Origin of the sequence: uncultured Methanobrevibacter sp. (genome assembly GCF_902784195.1) — an archaeon.
GTDB lineage: Archaea > Methanobacteriota > Methanobacteria > Methanobacteriales > Methanobacteriaceae > Methanobrevibacter.
Window position 1 is genome coordinate 238,643 of record NZ_CACZTX010000002.1, and the last position, 17,510, is coordinate 256,152.

20 protein-coding genes and 1 tRNA gene are annotated in these 17,510 nt (G+C 33.4%); 20 read left to right on the top strand and 1 reads right to left on the bottom strand.

Features of this window, described 5'->3' with window-relative positions:
- Positions 1-5: 5 nt before the first annotated feature.
- The 3 genes from QZU90_RS03505 to QZU90_RS03515 are packed head-to-tail and all read left to right on the top strand — an operon-like array spanning position 6 to position 5,248.
- Entirely contained in the window at positions 6-1,103 is a 1,098-nt protein-coding gene (locus QZU90_RS03505) for a Coenzyme F420 hydrogenase/dehydrogenase, beta subunit C-terminal domain (RefSeq protein WP_295604697.1), read from the top strand.
- A complete protein-coding gene (locus QZU90_RS03510; protein WP_295604694.1) occupies positions 1,103-2,584 on the top strand; it encodes a glutamate synthase-related protein in 1,482 nt (493 codons plus the stop codon). Before QZU90_RS03505 ends, QZU90_RS03510 begins: the two co-directional genes overlap by 1 nt.
- A 21-nt stretch (positions 2,585-2,605) precedes the next feature.
- Positions 2,606-5,248 (top strand): PEP/pyruvate-binding domain-containing protein, encoded by a 2,643-nt coding sequence (locus QZU90_RS03515; RefSeq protein ID WP_295604692.1) that lies wholly within the window; start codon positions 2,606-2,608, stop codon positions 5,246-5,248.
- Between the two features lie 296 nt (positions 5,249-5,544).
- On the opposite strand, the gene QZU90_RS03520 is transcribed toward QZU90_RS03515, so the two are convergent.
- Positions 5,545-6,102 carry a PsbP-related protein gene (locus QZU90_RS03520; RefSeq protein ID WP_295604690.1) on the bottom strand — a complete coding sequence of 186 codons (558 nt, stop codon included), beginning with the start codon at positions 6,100-6,102 and terminating at the stop codon, positions 5,545-5,547.
- 322 nt (positions 6,103-6,424) lie between these two features.
- Here QZU90_RS03520 and QZU90_RS03525 point away from each other — a divergent pair, with 322 nt between their 5' ends.
- From QZU90_RS03525 to QZU90_RS03605, 17 genes are all read left to right on the top strand, one after another.
- A complete protein-coding gene (locus QZU90_RS03525; protein ID WP_296855570.1) occupies positions 6,425-6,937 on the top strand; it encodes an SHOCT domain-containing protein in 513 nt (170 codons plus the stop codon).
- Between the two features lie 57 nt (positions 6,938-6,994).
- The gene (locus tag QZU90_RS03530; protein WP_296855572.1) at positions 6,995-7,837 is read left to right on the top strand and encodes a hypothetical protein; all 843 of its coding nucleotides are present in this window, start codon (positions 6,995-6,997) and stop codon (positions 7,835-7,837) included.
- Between the two features lie 327 nt (positions 7,838-8,164).
- Positions 8,165-8,249, top strand: a tRNA-Ser gene (locus QZU90_RS03535).
- A gap of 462 nt (positions 8,250-8,711) precedes the next feature.
- Positions 8,712-9,161, top strand: a complete 450-nt coding sequence (locus tag QZU90_RS03540) for a 30S ribosomal protein S13 (RefSeq protein ID WP_295604684.1) — start codon at positions 8,712-8,714, stop codon at positions 9,159-9,161.
- Positions 9,162-9,256: 95 nt separating this feature from the next.
- Positions 9,257-9,793, top strand: coding sequence for a 30S ribosomal protein S4 (locus QZU90_RS03545; protein WP_292778352.1), 537 nt, complete (start codon positions 9,257-9,259; stop codon positions 9,791-9,793).
- An 11-nt stretch (positions 9,794-9,804) separates the two neighbouring features.
- Entirely contained in the window at positions 9,805-10,197 is a 393-nt protein-coding gene (locus QZU90_RS03550) for a 30S ribosomal protein S11 (protein WP_067145940.1), read from the top strand.
- 12 nt (positions 10,198-10,209) lie between these two features.
- A complete protein-coding gene (locus QZU90_RS03555; protein WP_296855575.1) occupies positions 10,210-11,043 on the top strand; it encodes a DNA-directed RNA polymerase subunit D in 834 nt (277 codons plus the stop codon).
- A 2-nt stretch (positions 11,044-11,045) separates the two neighbouring features.
- On the top strand, positions 11,046-11,411 hold the full coding sequence (locus tag QZU90_RS03560; RefSeq protein WP_295604679.1) for a 50S ribosomal protein L18e: 366 nt from the start codon (positions 11,046-11,048) through the stop codon (positions 11,409-11,411).
- A gap of 23 nt (positions 11,412-11,434) precedes the next feature.
- The gene (locus QZU90_RS03565) at positions 11,435-11,860 is read left to right on the top strand and encodes a 50S ribosomal protein L13 (protein WP_295604854.1); all 426 of its coding nucleotides are present in this window, start codon (positions 11,435-11,437) and stop codon (positions 11,858-11,860) included.
- Positions 11,861-11,932: 72 nt separating this feature from the next.
- The gene (locus tag QZU90_RS03570; protein WP_295604677.1) at positions 11,933-12,331 is read left to right on the top strand and encodes a 30S ribosomal protein S9; all 399 of its coding nucleotides are present in this window, start codon (positions 11,933-11,935) and stop codon (positions 12,329-12,331) included.
- 239 nt (positions 12,332-12,570) lie between these two features.
- Positions 12,571-12,741 carry a DNA-directed RNA polymerase subunit N gene (locus QZU90_RS03575; protein WP_067145950.1) on the top strand — a complete coding sequence of 57 codons (171 nt, stop codon included), beginning with the start codon at positions 12,571-12,573 and terminating at the stop codon, positions 12,739-12,741.
- 117 nt (positions 12,742-12,858) lie between these two features.
- The gene (locus QZU90_RS03580; protein WP_295604674.1) at positions 12,859-13,077 is read left to right on the top strand and encodes a DNA-directed RNA polymerase subunit K; all 219 of its coding nucleotides are present in this window, start codon (positions 12,859-12,861) and stop codon (positions 13,075-13,077) included.
- A 548-nt stretch (positions 13,078-13,625) separates the two neighbouring features.
- Positions 13,626-14,873 (top strand): phosphopyruvate hydratase, encoded by a 1,248-nt coding sequence (eno, locus tag QZU90_RS03585; protein ID WP_295604672.1) that lies wholly within the window; start codon positions 13,626-13,628, stop codon positions 14,871-14,873.
- 112 nt (positions 14,874-14,985) lie between these two features.
- Positions 14,986-15,177, top strand: coding sequence for a 4Fe-4S dicluster domain-containing protein (locus QZU90_RS03590; protein ID WP_012955717.1), 192 nt, complete (start codon positions 14,986-14,988; stop codon positions 15,175-15,177).
- Positions 15,178-15,324: 147 nt separating this feature from the next.
- On the top strand, positions 15,325-15,921 hold the full coding sequence (rpsB, locus tag QZU90_RS03595; RefSeq protein ID WP_292778329.1) for a 30S ribosomal protein S2: 597 nt from the start codon (positions 15,325-15,327) through the stop codon (positions 15,919-15,921).
- 303 nt (positions 15,922-16,224) lie between these two features.
- Positions 16,225-17,073 (top strand): AmmeMemoRadiSam system protein B, encoded by an 849-nt coding sequence (amrB, locus tag QZU90_RS03600; protein WP_295604667.1) that lies wholly within the window; start codon positions 16,225-16,227, stop codon positions 17,071-17,073.
- Between the two features lie 100 nt (positions 17,074-17,173).
- Positions 17,174-17,491 (top strand): TfoX/Sxy family protein, encoded by a 318-nt coding sequence (locus QZU90_RS03605; protein WP_295604665.1) that lies wholly within the window; start codon positions 17,174-17,176, stop codon positions 17,489-17,491.
- Positions 17,492-17,510: the final 19 nt, after the last annotated feature.

Here is a 17,510-nt window from a genome sequence, read left to right on the forward strand (position 1 = left end):
AAAAAATGAGCGAACATAGAATAGCTATGGTGGGAACACCATGTGAAATTATGGCTGCATCCAAAATTCAACATTATACCGATAGCCCTATTGATGTTAAATTGGGCTTATTCTGTATGGAGAATTTTTCATATAAGTACTTTGTAAATCTCTTGAAAGAGTATGACTTGAAAATGGATGACATTGAAAAATTCCAAATTGAGAAAGGATTTGTATTTTTACTTTTAAAAACTAAAGAAATAGTGAAAATACCTCTTTCAGTAGCTAAAAGGATTATTAGGAAAAACTGTAACATATGTGTTGAACTGACATCAGAAACCTCTGATATTTCAATCGGTTCAATTGGATCTGAAGATGGTTGGTCAACACTCATAATAAGGACTGAAAAAGGTGAGGAGATAGTTAAGGGGGCAATAGAACAGAAATTCATTGAAGCAAAAGGCTTTACAGATTCACAATTAGGATTATTGAATAAGATTGCACATACCAAAATAAGCAAAAATCTGGAAACTATAGAAAGAAGGGAATTTTTGGCAAGACCTGTATTATACCAAAGGGAAAAATCAGATGATTCCATCAATAAGGAGTTCTCAGAAGCATCATTCCTGGATTTAAGGTCAAATGTCATTGATGTTGGAGCATGTGTGCTTTGTGGAGCATGTGAATATGCATGTCCACACAATTTGATAACAATTGATGATACCAAACCAAGGATGAAAGGGGAATGCCCAGAGGATTGTCATGCATGCTTTGCAGTCTGTCCAAGAACATTTATCCCTGCTGATTTAAGAAATGACAATTCAAAACCGATAGGTGACTTTAAAAAAGTCTTGACAGTCAAATCATTAAAGCATACACAAGGTCAGGATGGGTCAATTGTAACAACATTAATCGACTATCTATTGTCAAATGAGATAGTTACTGAAGCTCTTATTGTTGATAAGGAGGATCATTTGGCTTGGAAACCTTATGCAAAGTTAACTAATGCGATTGATGAGGTTGTTAAATCTGGAGGAACAAAATATTCTGTCTGTCCTGTGTTCAAACCATTAGGGGATTTGAAAGAGGAACAAGTCCAAAATATTGATGAGGGGGTAAACTAATGTCATTCACTGTAGAAAGAAAATTGGAAATTTGCAAACAGAGCAATGATAGGCCTGGATGCTGTTGGTATTTATGTGACAATCCCCACAAATCATCATGTAAAAACTGTTACAGTTGCTATTCAAATTGTCCTCATGGAGTATATGAGGTAATCAATGATGAACCATTGCCAATACATCAGGAAAATTGTGTAGGATGTAAAATCTGTGAGGAGATGTGCCCAACACATGCAATATATGTCAGACCTCTTGTTGATGAAGGCAGAGGTGTATGGTCAAATTCAACAATGGTTGAAATCAAACGTAAAAGTCAAACAGGAGCATATAAGGTTAGAGGTTGTGGGCTCACTAGAAGAATCCCAACATTCGATGACTTAAGCATATTGCCTGCACAGGTTTCAAGGCCACCAATAGACTCCTATAGGGAAACATGCAAGACTTCAGTGGTTCTTGGAGACAGGTTTGCAGAAAATCCAATCGAAATAGACACTCCTATTATGATTGGGGCAATGTCTTTTGGCGCATTAAGCAAGGAAGCGAAAATAGCATTGGCAATTGGAAGCAGCAAGGTAGGCACAATCACAAATACTGGTGAAGGGGGAATGCTTCCTGAAGAAAGGCATTATGCAGACAAATTGATTGCTCAATATGCATCAGGCCGTTTTGGAGTTTCAGCAAGTTATCTCAACAATGCAGAAGCTGTTGAAATAAAAATAGGGCAAGGTGCAAAATCAGGTATGGGAGGACATTTGCTTTCCCATAAGGTAACTGCAGAAGTTGCTAGAGTCAGAAATATTCCAGAGGGAACCTCTGCATTAAGTCCTGCAAGACATATGGACATTGTAGGGCCTGAGGATTTAGGTATGAAAATCAACCAATTAAGGGAAATCACTGACTGGAAAGTGCCTATCATTGTGAAATTTGCATCCGGTAGAGTGGAACAGGATGTAAAGATTGCAGCAAAGGCAGGTGCAGATATAATTGTAGTTGATGGTATGCAAGGGGGAACAGGTGCGGGCCCTGAAGTGGTTACAGAACATGCAGGTATTCCTACAATAGAAGCTATTGTAAAGGCGGATGATGCTCTTAAGGACATTAATTTAAGAAGTGAAGTAAGCCTTGTCGCTGCTGGTGGAATAAGATCAGGTGCTGATGTTGCAAAAGCCATTGCTTTAGGGGCAGATGCGGTTTATATAGCTACCTCTGCATTGATTTCCATAGGTTGTAAGGTTTGCCAATCCTGTTCTGAGGGCATTTGCCCTAAAGGAATTGCAACACAGGATAGGGTGCTTAGAAGAAGATTAGATCCTATTAGAAAAGGTCAGCAAGTGGCAAATTATATTGAAGCAATGACTCAGGAAGTAACTTCCTTGACTCAACAGGCAGGAAATACAGATATTGAAAACCTTGAACGTCAGGACTTGGTTGCATTGACTATGGAGGCTTCACAATTAACAGGAGTGCCAATGGTGAGAAATTAAATTTAATAAGGAGAAATTATTATGGCTGCATTCGAAAGAATAAAATCAGGGATTCTGGGGCTTGATGAAGCTTTAGACAATATTCGTTTGGGAGATAATGTAGTTTGGAATGTTACAAATCTAAATGAATTCTCTTATTTTGTTGATCCTTATGTCAAACAGGCGAAAGAGGATAAGAGGAACTTGATATACATTAGGTTTGCTAATCACCCTCCATTGATTGAAATGACAGAAGATGATTTTAACCTGCTTGAAATAGAAGAGAATAATCCTGAAACTGAGTTTTGCATGATTGAACGAGATGGAATCAAGATATATAAGGTAAATCCATATAACCAATTTGAGACATTTACATTGGAAGTTCATAGAATTATTGAAAAGGAAGGGTTTGACGCATTCTATGTATTTGACTGCTTAAGTGACCTTCAAGCTGTTTGGTCTACCGATTTGATGATGGGAAATTTCTTTAAGGTTACTTGCCCATTCCTGTTCCAATTGGATACTGTAGCATACTTCCCAATCATTCGGGGAAGGCATTCATTTGATGCAATAGCTAAAATCCGTGAAACCACACAGCTATTCCTGAATGTACATTCAAATTCTCCTGAAGAGGTTTATGTTTCTCCACTTAAAGTATGGAACAGATATTCTCAAACAATGTTTTTGGGACATAAGTTTAACCCAAGAACAGGTTTTGTCAAGGTTTTGCAGGATGGTCAGGAAGTTAGCAAATATTATAAGACCATCAATGATTCTGATAAGCATCAAAGCGGGCAAATCCTGGACAGTTGGGAAAGATATATGCTTCAGGTTAGAATGAAGTATGAAGAAGGCAAGAATATCGATGATGAGTGCGATAAGATTTGTGAGCTGATGATGACAAAAGATGAGAAGATGCTTTCCAAAATAAAGGAATACTTTACTTTTGAGGATTATATCACAATCTACGATCGTCGTGTAGGAAGTGGTTTGGTAGGTGGTAAGTCCTGCGGTATGCTTCTTGCAAGAAAGATAATCGAAAAGGAGCGTCCAGACATATACAGTAATCTTGAACCGGATGATTCATTTTATATTGGCTCAGATTTATTTTACACATACATCGTTTCAAATGACCTATGGGACCTTAGAGTAAAGCAAAGAACCCCTGAAGGTTATTATAAGTATGGGAAAGAGTTGGAGGAAGCTCTTAAAAAGGGTACTTTCTCAGATGAAATCAAGAAGGGATTCATACAGATATTGGATTATTTTGGACAGAACCCGATTATTGTAAGGTCAAGCAGTTTCCTTGAAGATGGATATGGAAATGCTTTTGCAGGAAAATATGAATCTGTATTCTGTGTAAATAGGGGCAGTCTTGAAGAACGTTTGGCAGCATTTGAAGAAGCGGTAAAGGTGGTATATTCAAGTACCATGAACATTTCCGCTTTGGAATATAGAAAAATAAACGATTTGGATGATACCGATGAGCAAATGGCTCTTTTGGTTCAGAGAGTTTCAGGTTCCTATCATGGTGACTATTTCTTCCCAACTGCTGCAGGTGTAGGATTTTCATACAGCCCATATTCACCGCTGCCTGATATGGATAACAGCAAAGGAATGCTAAGGTTGGTAATGGGTCTTGGTACAAAAGCTGTTGACAGGACTAAAAAGGATTATCCTAGAATAATCAATCTTGACAAGCCTGAAGTTACTATGGTGAAGGACATTAGGGAAAAGCACAGATATTCTCAACACTATCTGGATGTAATTGATTTAAAAGATATCAGCTTGCATGACATTCCTGTTAGTGAGGGGTTGGATGTTATTCCAAGATATGCAAAGAAAGTCCTGGTTGAACATGATCGTGAAGCTGAAAGAATGTTCCGTGACAGGGGGGAACGCCGTGAAATAGTGTTTGTAAATTGTGAGGGGCTTGTAAAAAATCAGGAATTCATCGATGAGATGAAGGAAATCATGAATACATTGGAAACCGCTTATGATTATCCTGTGGACATAGAATATACAGTCAATGTTGGAGAGGATAATTCATTCAATGTGAACCTATTGCAATGCAGACCTCTGCAGGTTTCAATAAACAATGAAGCCATTGAAATGCCTGAGGATAAGAACGTCTTCTTCCATATCAAGGAATCTTCAATGGGTATGTCACGTATGAATGAAATAGATGTAATCTGTTATGTCGATCCCCATAGGTATTATGAATATCCATATGCTCAGAAAAGTTCCATCTCCCATGTAATCAATGATGTGAATGCCTATTGCAAGGAAAATGGCAAGACTGCAATTCTGATTGTTCCAGGAAGAATTGGCACATCTTCTCCGGAGTTAGGAATTCCAGTGGTCTTTGCTGACATCAGCTATTTCTCTGCAATTCTGGAGGAATCATACAGTGAAGTTGGATATATGCCTGAATTATCCTTCGGAAGCCATATGTTCCAGGACTTGGTGGAAGCAGAGATATACTATGGTGCATTGTTTGAAAATGAGAAAAAATTGGAATTCAATAAGGATATGATTTATGATCATCAAAACATCCTAAAGGAGATAAATCCTAATCTAAGCGAGGAGATTTATGATATGATACATGTCATAGACTTTGGTGATGACAAGGCGGAATTCTATCATGACATGAATAAGGATGAAACCTTGTGCATTTTCAATTAAAAATTGGGAATGCAAATAAAATTCATATTTGAAAACATTAATTGTTTTCGGGCAGGTGGGAGGGACATATGCCTTTTTATTTGCAATAGTTCTTTTTGCACAAAAAAAGATTTGTAAAATAAAATCAAAACATAGGACAAAATGTGATTAGTGGCCCTATCTGGATTTTTAGAGTTTATTTTTTCAGGTAGGGTTATTTTTCACATTTTTTTTAAAAAATTAGCTTCATCTATTTTTTATCCTAATAATTATTATCAGAGGGCAGTTTTTTTATTTCAATTAAAAAAAGTTAGGGATTAAATTCTTTCGTAGGAATCCCCATCTACTTTGTAAACTGGTTTTAAGATTTTAAATGTTTGAATTACATCAACAAAAGACTTTACAGCTACTTGATCCCTATTGTTTTTGGTGTACAATTCAAGGGAGTATAGGTTGTTGTCCTTTAAGATAGCGTATTGCTCTATTTCCAATCCTTCTTTAGTGAGATATATGACATCCCAAATTCCATAATTGTCAAAGTTTTCCATTCCAGATTGTTGGATTTCACATTCCTTTGATTTCAAGTCTGTTTCTACAAGTTCCTTTAACTCTTCAACAGTGTTTGCCAAACAAGGTTGTGTGGATATTTTTACAATTGCATTGTTGGTTTTATTCAATAATACAAGATGGGTGAATTCATCTTCTTCCTCACTTTTCATCTCTTGCCATAAGAATGGGTATTCCAAGTAGAAGTATCCGTTGTTATATCCTTTTTTCATTTGTCTTAAGGTCTCTTCAGCACTAAGTGTCTTTGGCTCTCCCTTTTCATCATTTCCTAATTCAAGTACAAATCTATCCTTATTTCCTTTTACCATTTAAATCACAATCATTATTTTTAATCTAATATTTTTATAATAAATTTTTTTATTTTTTAAGTAAATTAATTTTATAATTATATTATACTTCTTCTAATATAATTTATCAATTTATCATTAATTAATTTATTGTAATTCTTAAACTTCATTGAATTTTTAAATTCCATTGAATTTTTAAACTTCATTGTAATTCTTAACCTTCTTTAAGATAAATTTATATGTTTTTAAAATGTTATATTGTATTAATAAGATAACGTTTAAGATAATCTTTTAAGATAATGTTTGATAATGTTTTTTTAAAATATTTTAGGTTTTTGATACTATGGGAAGATTAGGTTTTTTATTCAATCCGGACGGAAACATGCCTAAAGGTGAGATTAAATCAAGAGATGTGGAATTTGATTTCTTAGGATTATTGACTGAAAGCATTGGTGGAAATGATAATAAATCCAATGGGGCAATCAAGTTGGATGAGGATTCCATTTACATAGAATTGAGAAGCAGATTTAACGGAAAGGTCAAGGATGCATTTGAAATATCTTATGATGATTTGAATGCAGATGACATTGATAGGGTAGCTGACAATAAGGTTCAATTGAATTTAGAGGATAAGACTATTCAACTTAAGACATTGGATCATGATATGTTAAGTAATTTTGAAACCAAGTTGAAGAACAAGTTAAACACAGGATCATTTGTACCTGAAGAGGAAAAAATAAGGCATGTAATTGCTGATATTCCTGCAGAGATAAGGAAATATCATGATCTATTGAAGGATGGAATAATAACTGCAGAGGAATTTGAAAAGAAGAAAAAGGAATTATTGAATAACTGATTCCATATTTTTATAAGTGATTCCCTATTTTTATTTACCTCAATCTTTGGTGATACTATGGAAATAAAGTCTATACCTGAAATAATCAAGGAAATGAATTATTTGGTTAAAGAAGAGAAATATGATGAAGCCTATCAGTTTGCAAAGGAAAACATAAATTTGAATAAGGACTATGTTGAAGGCGAATACATATTCAAAAATCTTCTTGAAGAGCTTTTATTCCAAATCACTATCAAAAAAGAGATTAAAAGAAAATATCCTTTAATGCTTGACTATTCCACATTGTACTCCAATTATGGGGATGTATTATTGCATTTCAATGAGTATGAAAATGCCCTAAAATCTTTTAAATTATCTTATAATTACAATCCTGTAAATGTAAAGGCTATTTTTGGATTGTGTGAACTTTATAGAATTGAAAAGAATTGGGATGAGTTTTATAATCTCACTATTCAATCCTTCAAATATGATTACTCTCTAGATGATCTTTCCAAAGCATTTGAAAACCTGTCTTTATATTACTTGAATGAGTTTAAAGAGTCTAACGATAATGAAAATCTTAAATTAGCTGTTTATTTGGAGAGATTAGCTGAATATCATGGTGGTTCTATCGATTTCAATGAAAAAACAGCTATTGAATTTGATGATGATGCTTTGAGTGAATATGATCAAAGCATAGATGAGATAAAGGAGTATCTCAAATCAAAAGGATTGCCATATGGCCCTAGCATTGAAGTTATTACAATATGCAAGAACCTTGGATTCCAATTGGATGAGGATAAAAAAGTGGTTCCTGCATTGTTCTATTTTAATATAGCATATGATTTAACCAATGATCCTGCAATTAAGGATGTCATTGATGATTTGAATGCAAAAGTAGAGCGAAGATTGGATGAATAACTGTATGTTATAACTGTAATGTTCAAAATTTATCATTTTTTTCATTTTTCATTCGGTCAAAATGATTTTTTATAGAAATTTTTTCCTTTTCAATATTAAAAAAATACAATTTTAAGTTCTCATATATAAAGTTTACTATAAATTCTTAAAAAATCTTTAAATATCATTAAATCTAATATTATTTTGTGGCTATGATTTGGAGTTCAAGTCTATTTTTTTACAAATTGTGGTCTAATAATACAAAGCTTTATATACTATTAATTACTTATATTTTTATATCAGTGAATTATATATTAGACAGTACTATGTCTGATATGTTACTAGATTGCCGAGATAGTCTAGCCTGGTAAGGCGCGGGACTGGAAATCCCGTGAGGGTTCACCTCGCCTGGGTTCAAATCCCAGTCTCGGCGTTTATTAGTGTATAGCAATTTAATATAATTCTATTTAATAGGATTATTATTAATGATAATATCACTTTTATCAAATTATCATTAAGGTAAATCCGATTCAAATAAGCTTTACGAATTGGATTTATTTAGTTTGCTTTTTTTTAATTAGTTAAATTATAATCTAGCTATGGCTTTAAAAGTTTATTAGTAATTTATTGAGTATTAAGTTACTCTATCTTTTAGTAAGCTGAGCGTAGTTATTATTTAATTAGAATTATTAAATGTGCTTGAAACTGATATGAACTCTTGGTTAGCATTGGTGAAATGGCTTGAATAATTTTAAGTCAATTGGACTATTGCTAGACTAAGTTTTACATTGTTGAAAAAACTGTGCTTTAAAATAAAGCATTCGAATCCGCTAAATTTTTTAATTAACGTCTCGTGGGTTCGCTCCAAAAAAAAAATAATATGGAGGTTACTTTAATGGAAGACGACTTTAAGCACTTAGTGCGTATATCCAGAAAGGACGTAGATGGTAACAAAACTATCCAACATGCTTTAACTGAAATTAAAGGTATTGGATTATCCTTATCTAGATCTATCTGTCTTACCTTAGGTTTAAATACTGATGACCAAATCGGTTACATCTCTGAAGAAGATGTTTCTAAAATTGAAGCACTCTTAGAAAATCCACAAGAATACAATATTCCTGATTGGATGTTAAACAGACGTAACGATTACGCTACTGGTGACGACCTTCATTTGATTGAATCTGACCTTGACATGACTTTAAGAGATGATTTAAACAGAATGAAAAAGACCAGAAGCTACAAAGGTAGAAGACACGAAGTTGGTTTACCAGTTAGAGGACAAAGAACTAAATCTACTTTCAGACACAGTTCTACTGTCGGTGTAAGTCGTAGAAGAAGATAATTTCATCTTTTATTGCACTTAGGTAAACTTGATAGATTATTACGAAATTTTATAATAAATTTATGATTATTATATGAAGATAAGGAGATGTGATTATGGGACATCCAAGAAAAGCAAGGAAAAAGTATGATACACCACCTCATCCTTGGAATGCAGAAAGAATTAAAACTGAAAATAAATTAATGTCTAAATACGGCTTAAAAAACAAAAAGGAAATTTGGAAAGCTGATACTTTAGTTAGAAAATACAGTAGGGAAGCAAGATACTTACTCGGTTTCTCTCAAGATCAAGTAAAAGTTGAAACTGAAGAATTATTAGGACACTTGAAAAGATCAGGAATCCTTGATGAAAACGCTCACTTAGAAAACATTCTTGATTTAACTGTTGAAGATATTTTAAGAAGAAGATTACAAACTATAGTTTTCCAAAAAGGTTTAGCTCGTACTGCTAAAGAAGCAAGAATGTTTGTAGTACACGGACACATTGCTTTAAACGGTAAGAAATTAAATTCTCCAAGTTATGTAGTTAAAAGAGGAGAAGAAGAAGCAGTTGGTTTCTACCACTCTTCCCCAGTAGCTAAACAGATTGAAGAATACAACAAAGCAGCAACTCAAGCTGGAGAAAATCAATAAGGTGTGTAATTATGGCAAAAGACGAAAAATGGGGAATAGCTAATATTTATTCATCCTTTAATAATACTATCTTAACTGTAACTGATATTACCGGAGCAGAAACTATCTGTCAATGGTCTGGTGGTAAAGTAGTTCGTGCAGACAGACAACAATCCTCTCCTTTTGCAGCTATGGAAGCAGCAAACAGAGCAGCTGAAGATGCAAAAGAAAAAGGTTTTGTCGGATTACATATTAGAGTAAGAGCTCCTGGTGGAAATGGTCCTAGAAGTCCAGGTCCTGGTGCACAAGCAACCATTCGTGCATTAGCAAGAGCTGGAATCAAAATTGGTAAAATTGAAGATATCACTCCTATACCTCATGATGGTACTGGAAGACCAGGCGGTAAAAGAGGAAGAAGAGTATAAGAAGGGTTTAATATGAAAATTGATGTCAAAGAGCAAGATGAAAATTCAATGACTTTTATAGTCAGAGATGCAGAAGTTCCTTTTGTTAATGCTATTAGAAGAATTGCTATGATGAAAGTACCTAAATTAGCTATTGAAGATGTATTCATAGTTAAAAATGATTCTGCAATGTTTGATGAAGTATTAGCTCACAGATTAGGTTTAACTCCTTTAGTTTCTGATGCAGAATCTATTGAAGGTTTAGTACTTCCAGAAGATTGTGATTGTGATAGTGAAAAAGGAGAATACTGTCCAAGATGTAGTGTTTCTTTCTCATTAAGGGAAACAGGACCTAAAACTGTATACTCTAAAGATTTAAAATCTTGTGGTGACTCAAAAATTAAACCAGTATACGATACCATCCCTCTCTTGAAATTAAAAGAGAATCAGGAAGTTGATTTAGAAGCTGTAGCAAAATTAGGAATTGGTAAAGACCATGCAAAATGGGTGCCAACCACTGTTTGTGCTTATAAACAATATCCGGAAATTGAAACTGAAGAAAAAGTTGACAGCACTGTTGCTACTGCGGTTGTTGAAGCATGCCCTAGAGGAGTGCTCGATTTTGACAGCGATGAAGGAAAGATTGAAGTTGTCGATATTGAAAACTGCTCCCTTTGTAAAGCTTGTGTAAGGGCAGCAAAAGCAGCAGAATCTAAATGTATCACTGTTGGGTATCGTGAAAATGATTTTATTTTTAAAATTGAAACTGATGGATCAATGCCTCCTAAAGAGGTTTTATTAAAAGCTTGTGATGTTTTAGATGCTAAAACAGATGAGTTTATCACATTTAGTGAAGGAGGAAGCTAATAATGGCTAGAGAAATTAAGAAAACTAATCCTAACCTTATTGACCTTATTTACAATCTTAGAAAACAGTCTTATGAGGAAGAAGTGGGTATCTGGAAAGAAGTAGCTATCAAGCTCGAAAAACCTTGCAGAAACCAAGCTGAAGTAAGCCTTTCTCATATTAACAAACACACTGTTGAAGGAGAAACTGTGGTTATTCCAGGTAAAGTATTATCTGACGGTAAATTAGATCACAAAGTTACTATAGCAGCATTAGGATTTACTAAAAACGCTGAAGCAAAAATAGAAAAATTTGGCAGTGAAGCTCTTTCTATTGCAGAACTTGCAGAAGCAAATCCTAAAGGTAGCAATGTAAAAATTATGTTATAAGCTAAAGGATTGGTGTAAAAATGATGATTATTAACGGTGAAGGACATATTTTAGGAAGACTTGCTAGTGTAGTCAGCAAGCAACTTCTTGAAGGCGAAGAGATTGTAGTTCTCAACGCTGAAAAAATAATGTTAACTGGTAATAAAGATTGGGCTTACGCTAAGTACAAACAAAGAGTAGACAGAGCATCTATCTCTAACCCTCGTGACTTAGGTCCTAAATACCCAAGAAGACCAGAAGATATATTCAGAAGAACCGTAAGAGGTATGTTACCTATGAAAAAAGCAAAAGGTAAAACTGCTTTCAAAGGATTCAAAGCATTTGTAGGTGTACCTGAAGAGTATGCTGATGCTGAACTTATAACCATGCCTGAAGCTGAATATAATGACATTAAAAAAGGAATGGAATTAGGAGAAATCTCTAAACTTTTAGGTGCTAAATTCGAATAGATTTAGTGGAAGTTTGATTTGTTCTGATTAAGGATTATTATACGAATTATATTAAATGATGGAGTAATTGTTATGAAAGTTGTTCATACAAGCGGTAAGCGTAAAACAGCTATTGCAAGAGGTACTGTAAGAGAAGGTACTGGTAAAGTAAGAATTAATAAAGTTCCTTTAGAACTTTATTCTCCAGAACTTGCACGTTTAAAATTAACCGAACCATTAGAATTAGCTGGAGATGTTGCTGATCAAGTAGACATTTCCATCAGAGTTAATGGTGGAGGAGTTATGGGCCAAGCTGAAGCTGCACGTATGGTAATTGCAAAAGGTTTAGTACAATGGACTCAAGACATGGACTTAAAAGAGATTTACACTCAATATGACAGAACCATGTTAGTAGGTGACCCAAGACGTTCTGAACCTAAAAAATACGGCGGTCCTGGTGCTAGAGCTCGTAAACAAAAAAGTTACAGATAATTTTTATACATACTGTATTTAACATACACTCTGTATTCAATATAAATTTTACATTCTATCCTATTCTTGATTCATTTTTGGGAATAGTTAGAAATTGTAAAATTTATAAAATTTCTGTAAGTATTTTCTAATCTTTTTAATTTTTCATTTATGGTTAGAAAAAGTTGTAAAATTTAATTTATTATTTCATATTCTTTAATTATGAAGTATGTTTTATTTAAAAAGGAAATGATGATTATATGATACCTATACGATGTATAAGTTGTGGAAAACCCGTTTCTGCATATTTTGATGAATACAACCGCAGATTAGCTGATGGTGAAGAATCAAAAGATATTTTGGATGATATGGGTATTACAAGATATTGTTGTAGAAGAATGTTAATTTCTCATGTTGAAACTTGGGAATAATCTTTATCCTTTTTTATTTTTTATTTTAGGCTTAAATGATTATTTTTCAATTTGGGAATTAATTAGCTATTAATAGTTTATACTATTGATTATTGTTTAATAATTAGGAGTTAAATAATGGCTGCAAATGAAGACAATACAAAAAAATTAACAAGATTCGAAAAGGCTAGGGTTTTAGGTGCAAGAGCTATTCAGCTTTCCATGGGTGCTAAACCTATGAAACATAAGGAAATCGAAAAATTCCTAAAAAGTTCCAAATCTCTTGATCCTATTGATATAGCTACTAAGGAACTTGAATTAGGCATTTTGCCTTTAAACGTTAGACACAAAGAATAAATCATTTATTCTTTTATCTATTCTTTTTTATTTTTAAAAAGGAATTTAAAAATCGTAATTGTTCTTTTTATTTAAAAAAGAATTCTATATTTAATGATTAAGTATTTAAGTGATTAATTACTTAATAATATTATAAATAAATTATTAAAATTATTTAACTTAGATTTTAAATCATATAATTTATTTAAATTTATTTATTTCTTTAAATTAAGAATATCATATGCAATCTATAAATCAACCTTCTAGTTTTTTTATGATTTCAAATCCATTATAGATTTTATGGTAAGACGAATTGAAAAAGGATTCTTTTGAATCTCATTGGTAAATTGATTATTGATTAATTGTTTGATAATGAATTATTGATTATTTAATGATCATTAGTTGATTAGAACTTTATAGTCAATATTAGGTTTATTCAGTCCGTTGTTATAGGAAAACTAGCTATTGCATACTTAAAATTGCATATTTAATTATCTGAAATTTAGGAATAGTTAAATTTCATTTATAATATTAATTTAAATATTCTTTATAACCTATGAGGTGTTATTTTGGATAGTGTAATTGAAGATGTTCGTGTTAGAAAGATTTTAGACAGCAGGGGAAATCCTACTGTTGAAGTGGACATAATTACTTGGAACGGATTTGGAAGAGCTGCTGCTCCTAGTGGTGCAAGCACTGGTTCTAGAGAAGTCGTTTCTTTCCCAGAAGGCGGAGTTAGTCAAGTAATCACTGAGGTTGAAGATTTAATCTCCTCCGAACTTATTGGTATGGCTGCTGAAGACATCGAGGACATTGATGAAATCCTTAAGGAAATTGATGGAACCGATAATTTGTCTGCAATTGGTGGAAATACTACTGTAGCTGTTTCCATGGCTGCAGCTAAAGCGGCTGCAATGAGTTATAATTTGCCTCTTTACAATTTCTTGGGAGGCAATTTCATTAAGGAAATTCCTTATCCATTAGGGAATATGATGAATGGAGGGGCTCATGCAGGTCCTAATGCACCTGACATTCAAGAGTTCCTGGTTGTTCCTGTTGGAGCAAGTGACATTACAGAAGCGGTTTTTGCTAATGTCGAAGTTCATAAGAGATTGAAGGAACTCATAAGCAAAAAAGACCCTAGTTTCACTGGTGGAAAAGGTGATGAAGGAGGATGGATTCCAAACATCACTAATGACCAAGCTTTGGAGATTCAAGCTCAAGCTTGTGAAGAGGTTGGTGATGAACTTGGTTTTATCATAAAGCCTGGTTTGGATATGGCTTCATCTGAATTCTGGAGCGAGGAAGAAGGTAAGTATGTCTATGGTCAAGACGGTCTTAAAAGAGACAGCGGTGACCAAGTTGATTATGTAAAAGACTTGATTGATACTTATCATATGTTCTATGTTGAAGATCCTTTTGATGAGAAAGATTTTGAAGGATTTGCAGAACTCACTGCAAAGGTAGGCAATAACTGCCGCATTTGCGGGGATGATCTATTCGTAACCAATAGCGAATTGTTGGCTAAAGGTATTGAAATGAATGCTGCAAATGCAATCATCATCAAGCCAAATCAAATAGGCACTTTAACAGATACTTATGAAACTGTAAGATTAGCTAAAGAGAATGGCGTTATGCCTGTTGTTTCCCACAGATCAGGTGAGACCTGTGATGAAACCATTGCTCACTTGGCAATTGCATTCGGTGCTCCAATGATCAAAACCGGTGCAATAGGCGGGGAAAGAATAGCTAAATTAAATGAACTCATTAGAATTGAAGAGGAAATGTCCAATCCTAGAATGGCAAATTTATATTAAATCTCTTTTCAATTCAGTTCAAATCATGATTATAGTAAATTTTTGAGCGAGATTTACTTTAATAAGTAGTTAAATTTTAACTAATAAAAAATTAGAAGAAAATGGTGTAAAAATGTCAACTGTTATTATTGATGCAAGCAAATGTGAAAATGCAGATTGTGGTGAATGTGTAGATATGTGTCCTATGGAAATCTTTTCCTTAGACGGAGACAAAATCGTAACTGATCATGAAGATGAATGTACTTTATGTGAAGTATGTGTCGACATGTGTCCTAACGACTGCATTACTATCAAAGATGAATAGATTTGTTGATTTAAAGACAAGAGTTCATTTAAAGTCCTTTGGATTTTATTGAATTCTTTTCTTATTTTTTAATTATTTTTTCAATAATTAAATTAAATTCAATAAAAAATTTCTATAAAATTATGTTTTATATTATATGGTGATAAAGTGTCAGATTTATTAATCCCTTTAGAAAAGTATTTGGCTGCTGGGTTACACATTGGTACCCAACAAAAAACTAGTGACATGGAAAAATACATTTTCCGTGTAAGATCCGATGGTTTATATGTCTTAGACGTTCGTAAAACTGATGAAAGAATCAGAGCTGTTGCTAAATTCTTAGCAAAATACGACCCAGATGACATTTTAGTAGTAGCTACCCGTCAATACGGTCAAGCTCCTGTTAAAAAATTCGGTGAAATCACTGGCTGTAAAACCATTCCTGGTAGATTCATCCCAGGTACCTTAACCAACCCACAATACGCTAAATTCATTGAACCTAAAGTTATTGTTGTAACTGACCCAAGATCCGACTCTCAAGCAATTTTAGAATCCAAACAAAACGGTATTCCTGTAGTAGGTTTATGCGATTCTGAAAACTTACTTGCTAACGTAGATATTTGTGTTCCATCTAACAACAAAGGTAGAAAAGCTATTGCTTTAATCTACTGGTTACTTGCAAGACAAATCTTAAGAGAAAGAGGAATTCTTGGTGAAGATGAAGATTTAGACATTGAATCTTCTGACTTTGAATTAAAGTTCTAAACAAGCTTTTCTGGGCCTTCGGCCCGAAAACCTTGACTAAAATTCTTCCCAGTTTTCCGCTCCTTCGGAGCGCAAAACCTGAACCAAAATCTTTTCCACTTGTTGGGAGGAATTTTCTTTAATTATTATTACTTTTTTTAAACTTTTTAAATTCTATTTTTATCTTATTACCCTATTTTTATAATTTAATTTATACTCTAACTATTTTTAAAAAAATTAAACAAATTTTTTATATTAAGTAAATTAAATTATTAATTAATTCTAAAACTTTATATTGAAAATAATTTAAAAATGGGTGAAAATATGATTAGAGAACCTGCAGTTGCTGGAGCGTTTTATGAAAGTAATGTAAAATACTTAAGAGAATCAATAGAAGACTGTTTTAAACATAGGTTAGGTCCAAAAGAATTGCCTAAATTATCCAGAATCAATAAGGAAAAGCAAGTTAATGCAATTATGGTTCCTCATGCAGGTTATGTATATTCTGGTCCTACTGCAGCTCATGCATACTCAAAACTGGTTAAAGACGGTTATCCTGAAACCTTTGTAATCCTTTGCCCTAATCATACAGGTTATGGAGCAGATGTTTCAGTATACAATGAAGGGTCATGGGTTGTTCCAAATGGAGTCTGTGATGTAGACAATGAACTTGCAGATGAAATCATCAAGAACTCCAATTTCGCTAAGGCTGATTTCAAGGCACATCTTCAAGAACATAGCTGTGAAGTTCAGCTACCATTCCTAAAGTACTTTGACAGCAACTTCAAGATAGTTCCAATCTGCATGATGGATCAATCCGTTGAAACCTCTAAAGATTTGGCAAATTCAATCTATGAATCTAGCCAAAACTTGGGAAGAAAAATCACTTTGATTGATAGTACTGATTTATCTCATTTTAAGTCTCAGGAAAAGACCATTGAACATGACAACCTTGTGTTTAATGAAGTGTTTAATGCAAATACTGAAGGTCTCTATCAAGTTGTGAAAAAAGAACAAATTAGTATATGTGGATACGGTCCAACTATGGCAAGTATGGAATTTTCTAAAAAATTAGGTCAGAAAAACTTTGAACTCCTACAGCATTCAACAAGTGGTGACATCACTTTGGATTATGCATCTGTAGTTGGATATGGATCTGGAGTATGGTATTAAATTTAAAAAAACTTTTTTAATTTTTATTTATTTTAATTTTATCTTAATTTATTTTTAATTTTTTTATTTTAATCTACTTTATTATTTTGAGTGATCGCTTATGTCATCAAGTAAGGAATATTTAGAATACATATTGGAGCAACTTTCAGATTTGGAGGAAATATCCTATCGGGCAATGATGGGTGAATACATTATCTACTATCGTGGCAAGATTATTGGTGGAATCTATGATGACCGTTTCCTCGTAAAACCTGTAAAAGCAGCTATTGAGATGATGCCAAAAGCAGATATGGAATTTCCTTATGATGGTGCAAAGGAAATGGTGCTTGTGGATGATGTGGATGATAGAGAATTTTTAAAAGAGTTATTGGAAGCGATGTATGTTGAACTTCCAGCTCCTAAGAAAAAGCGTAAATAACTTTTTTCATCGATTATTT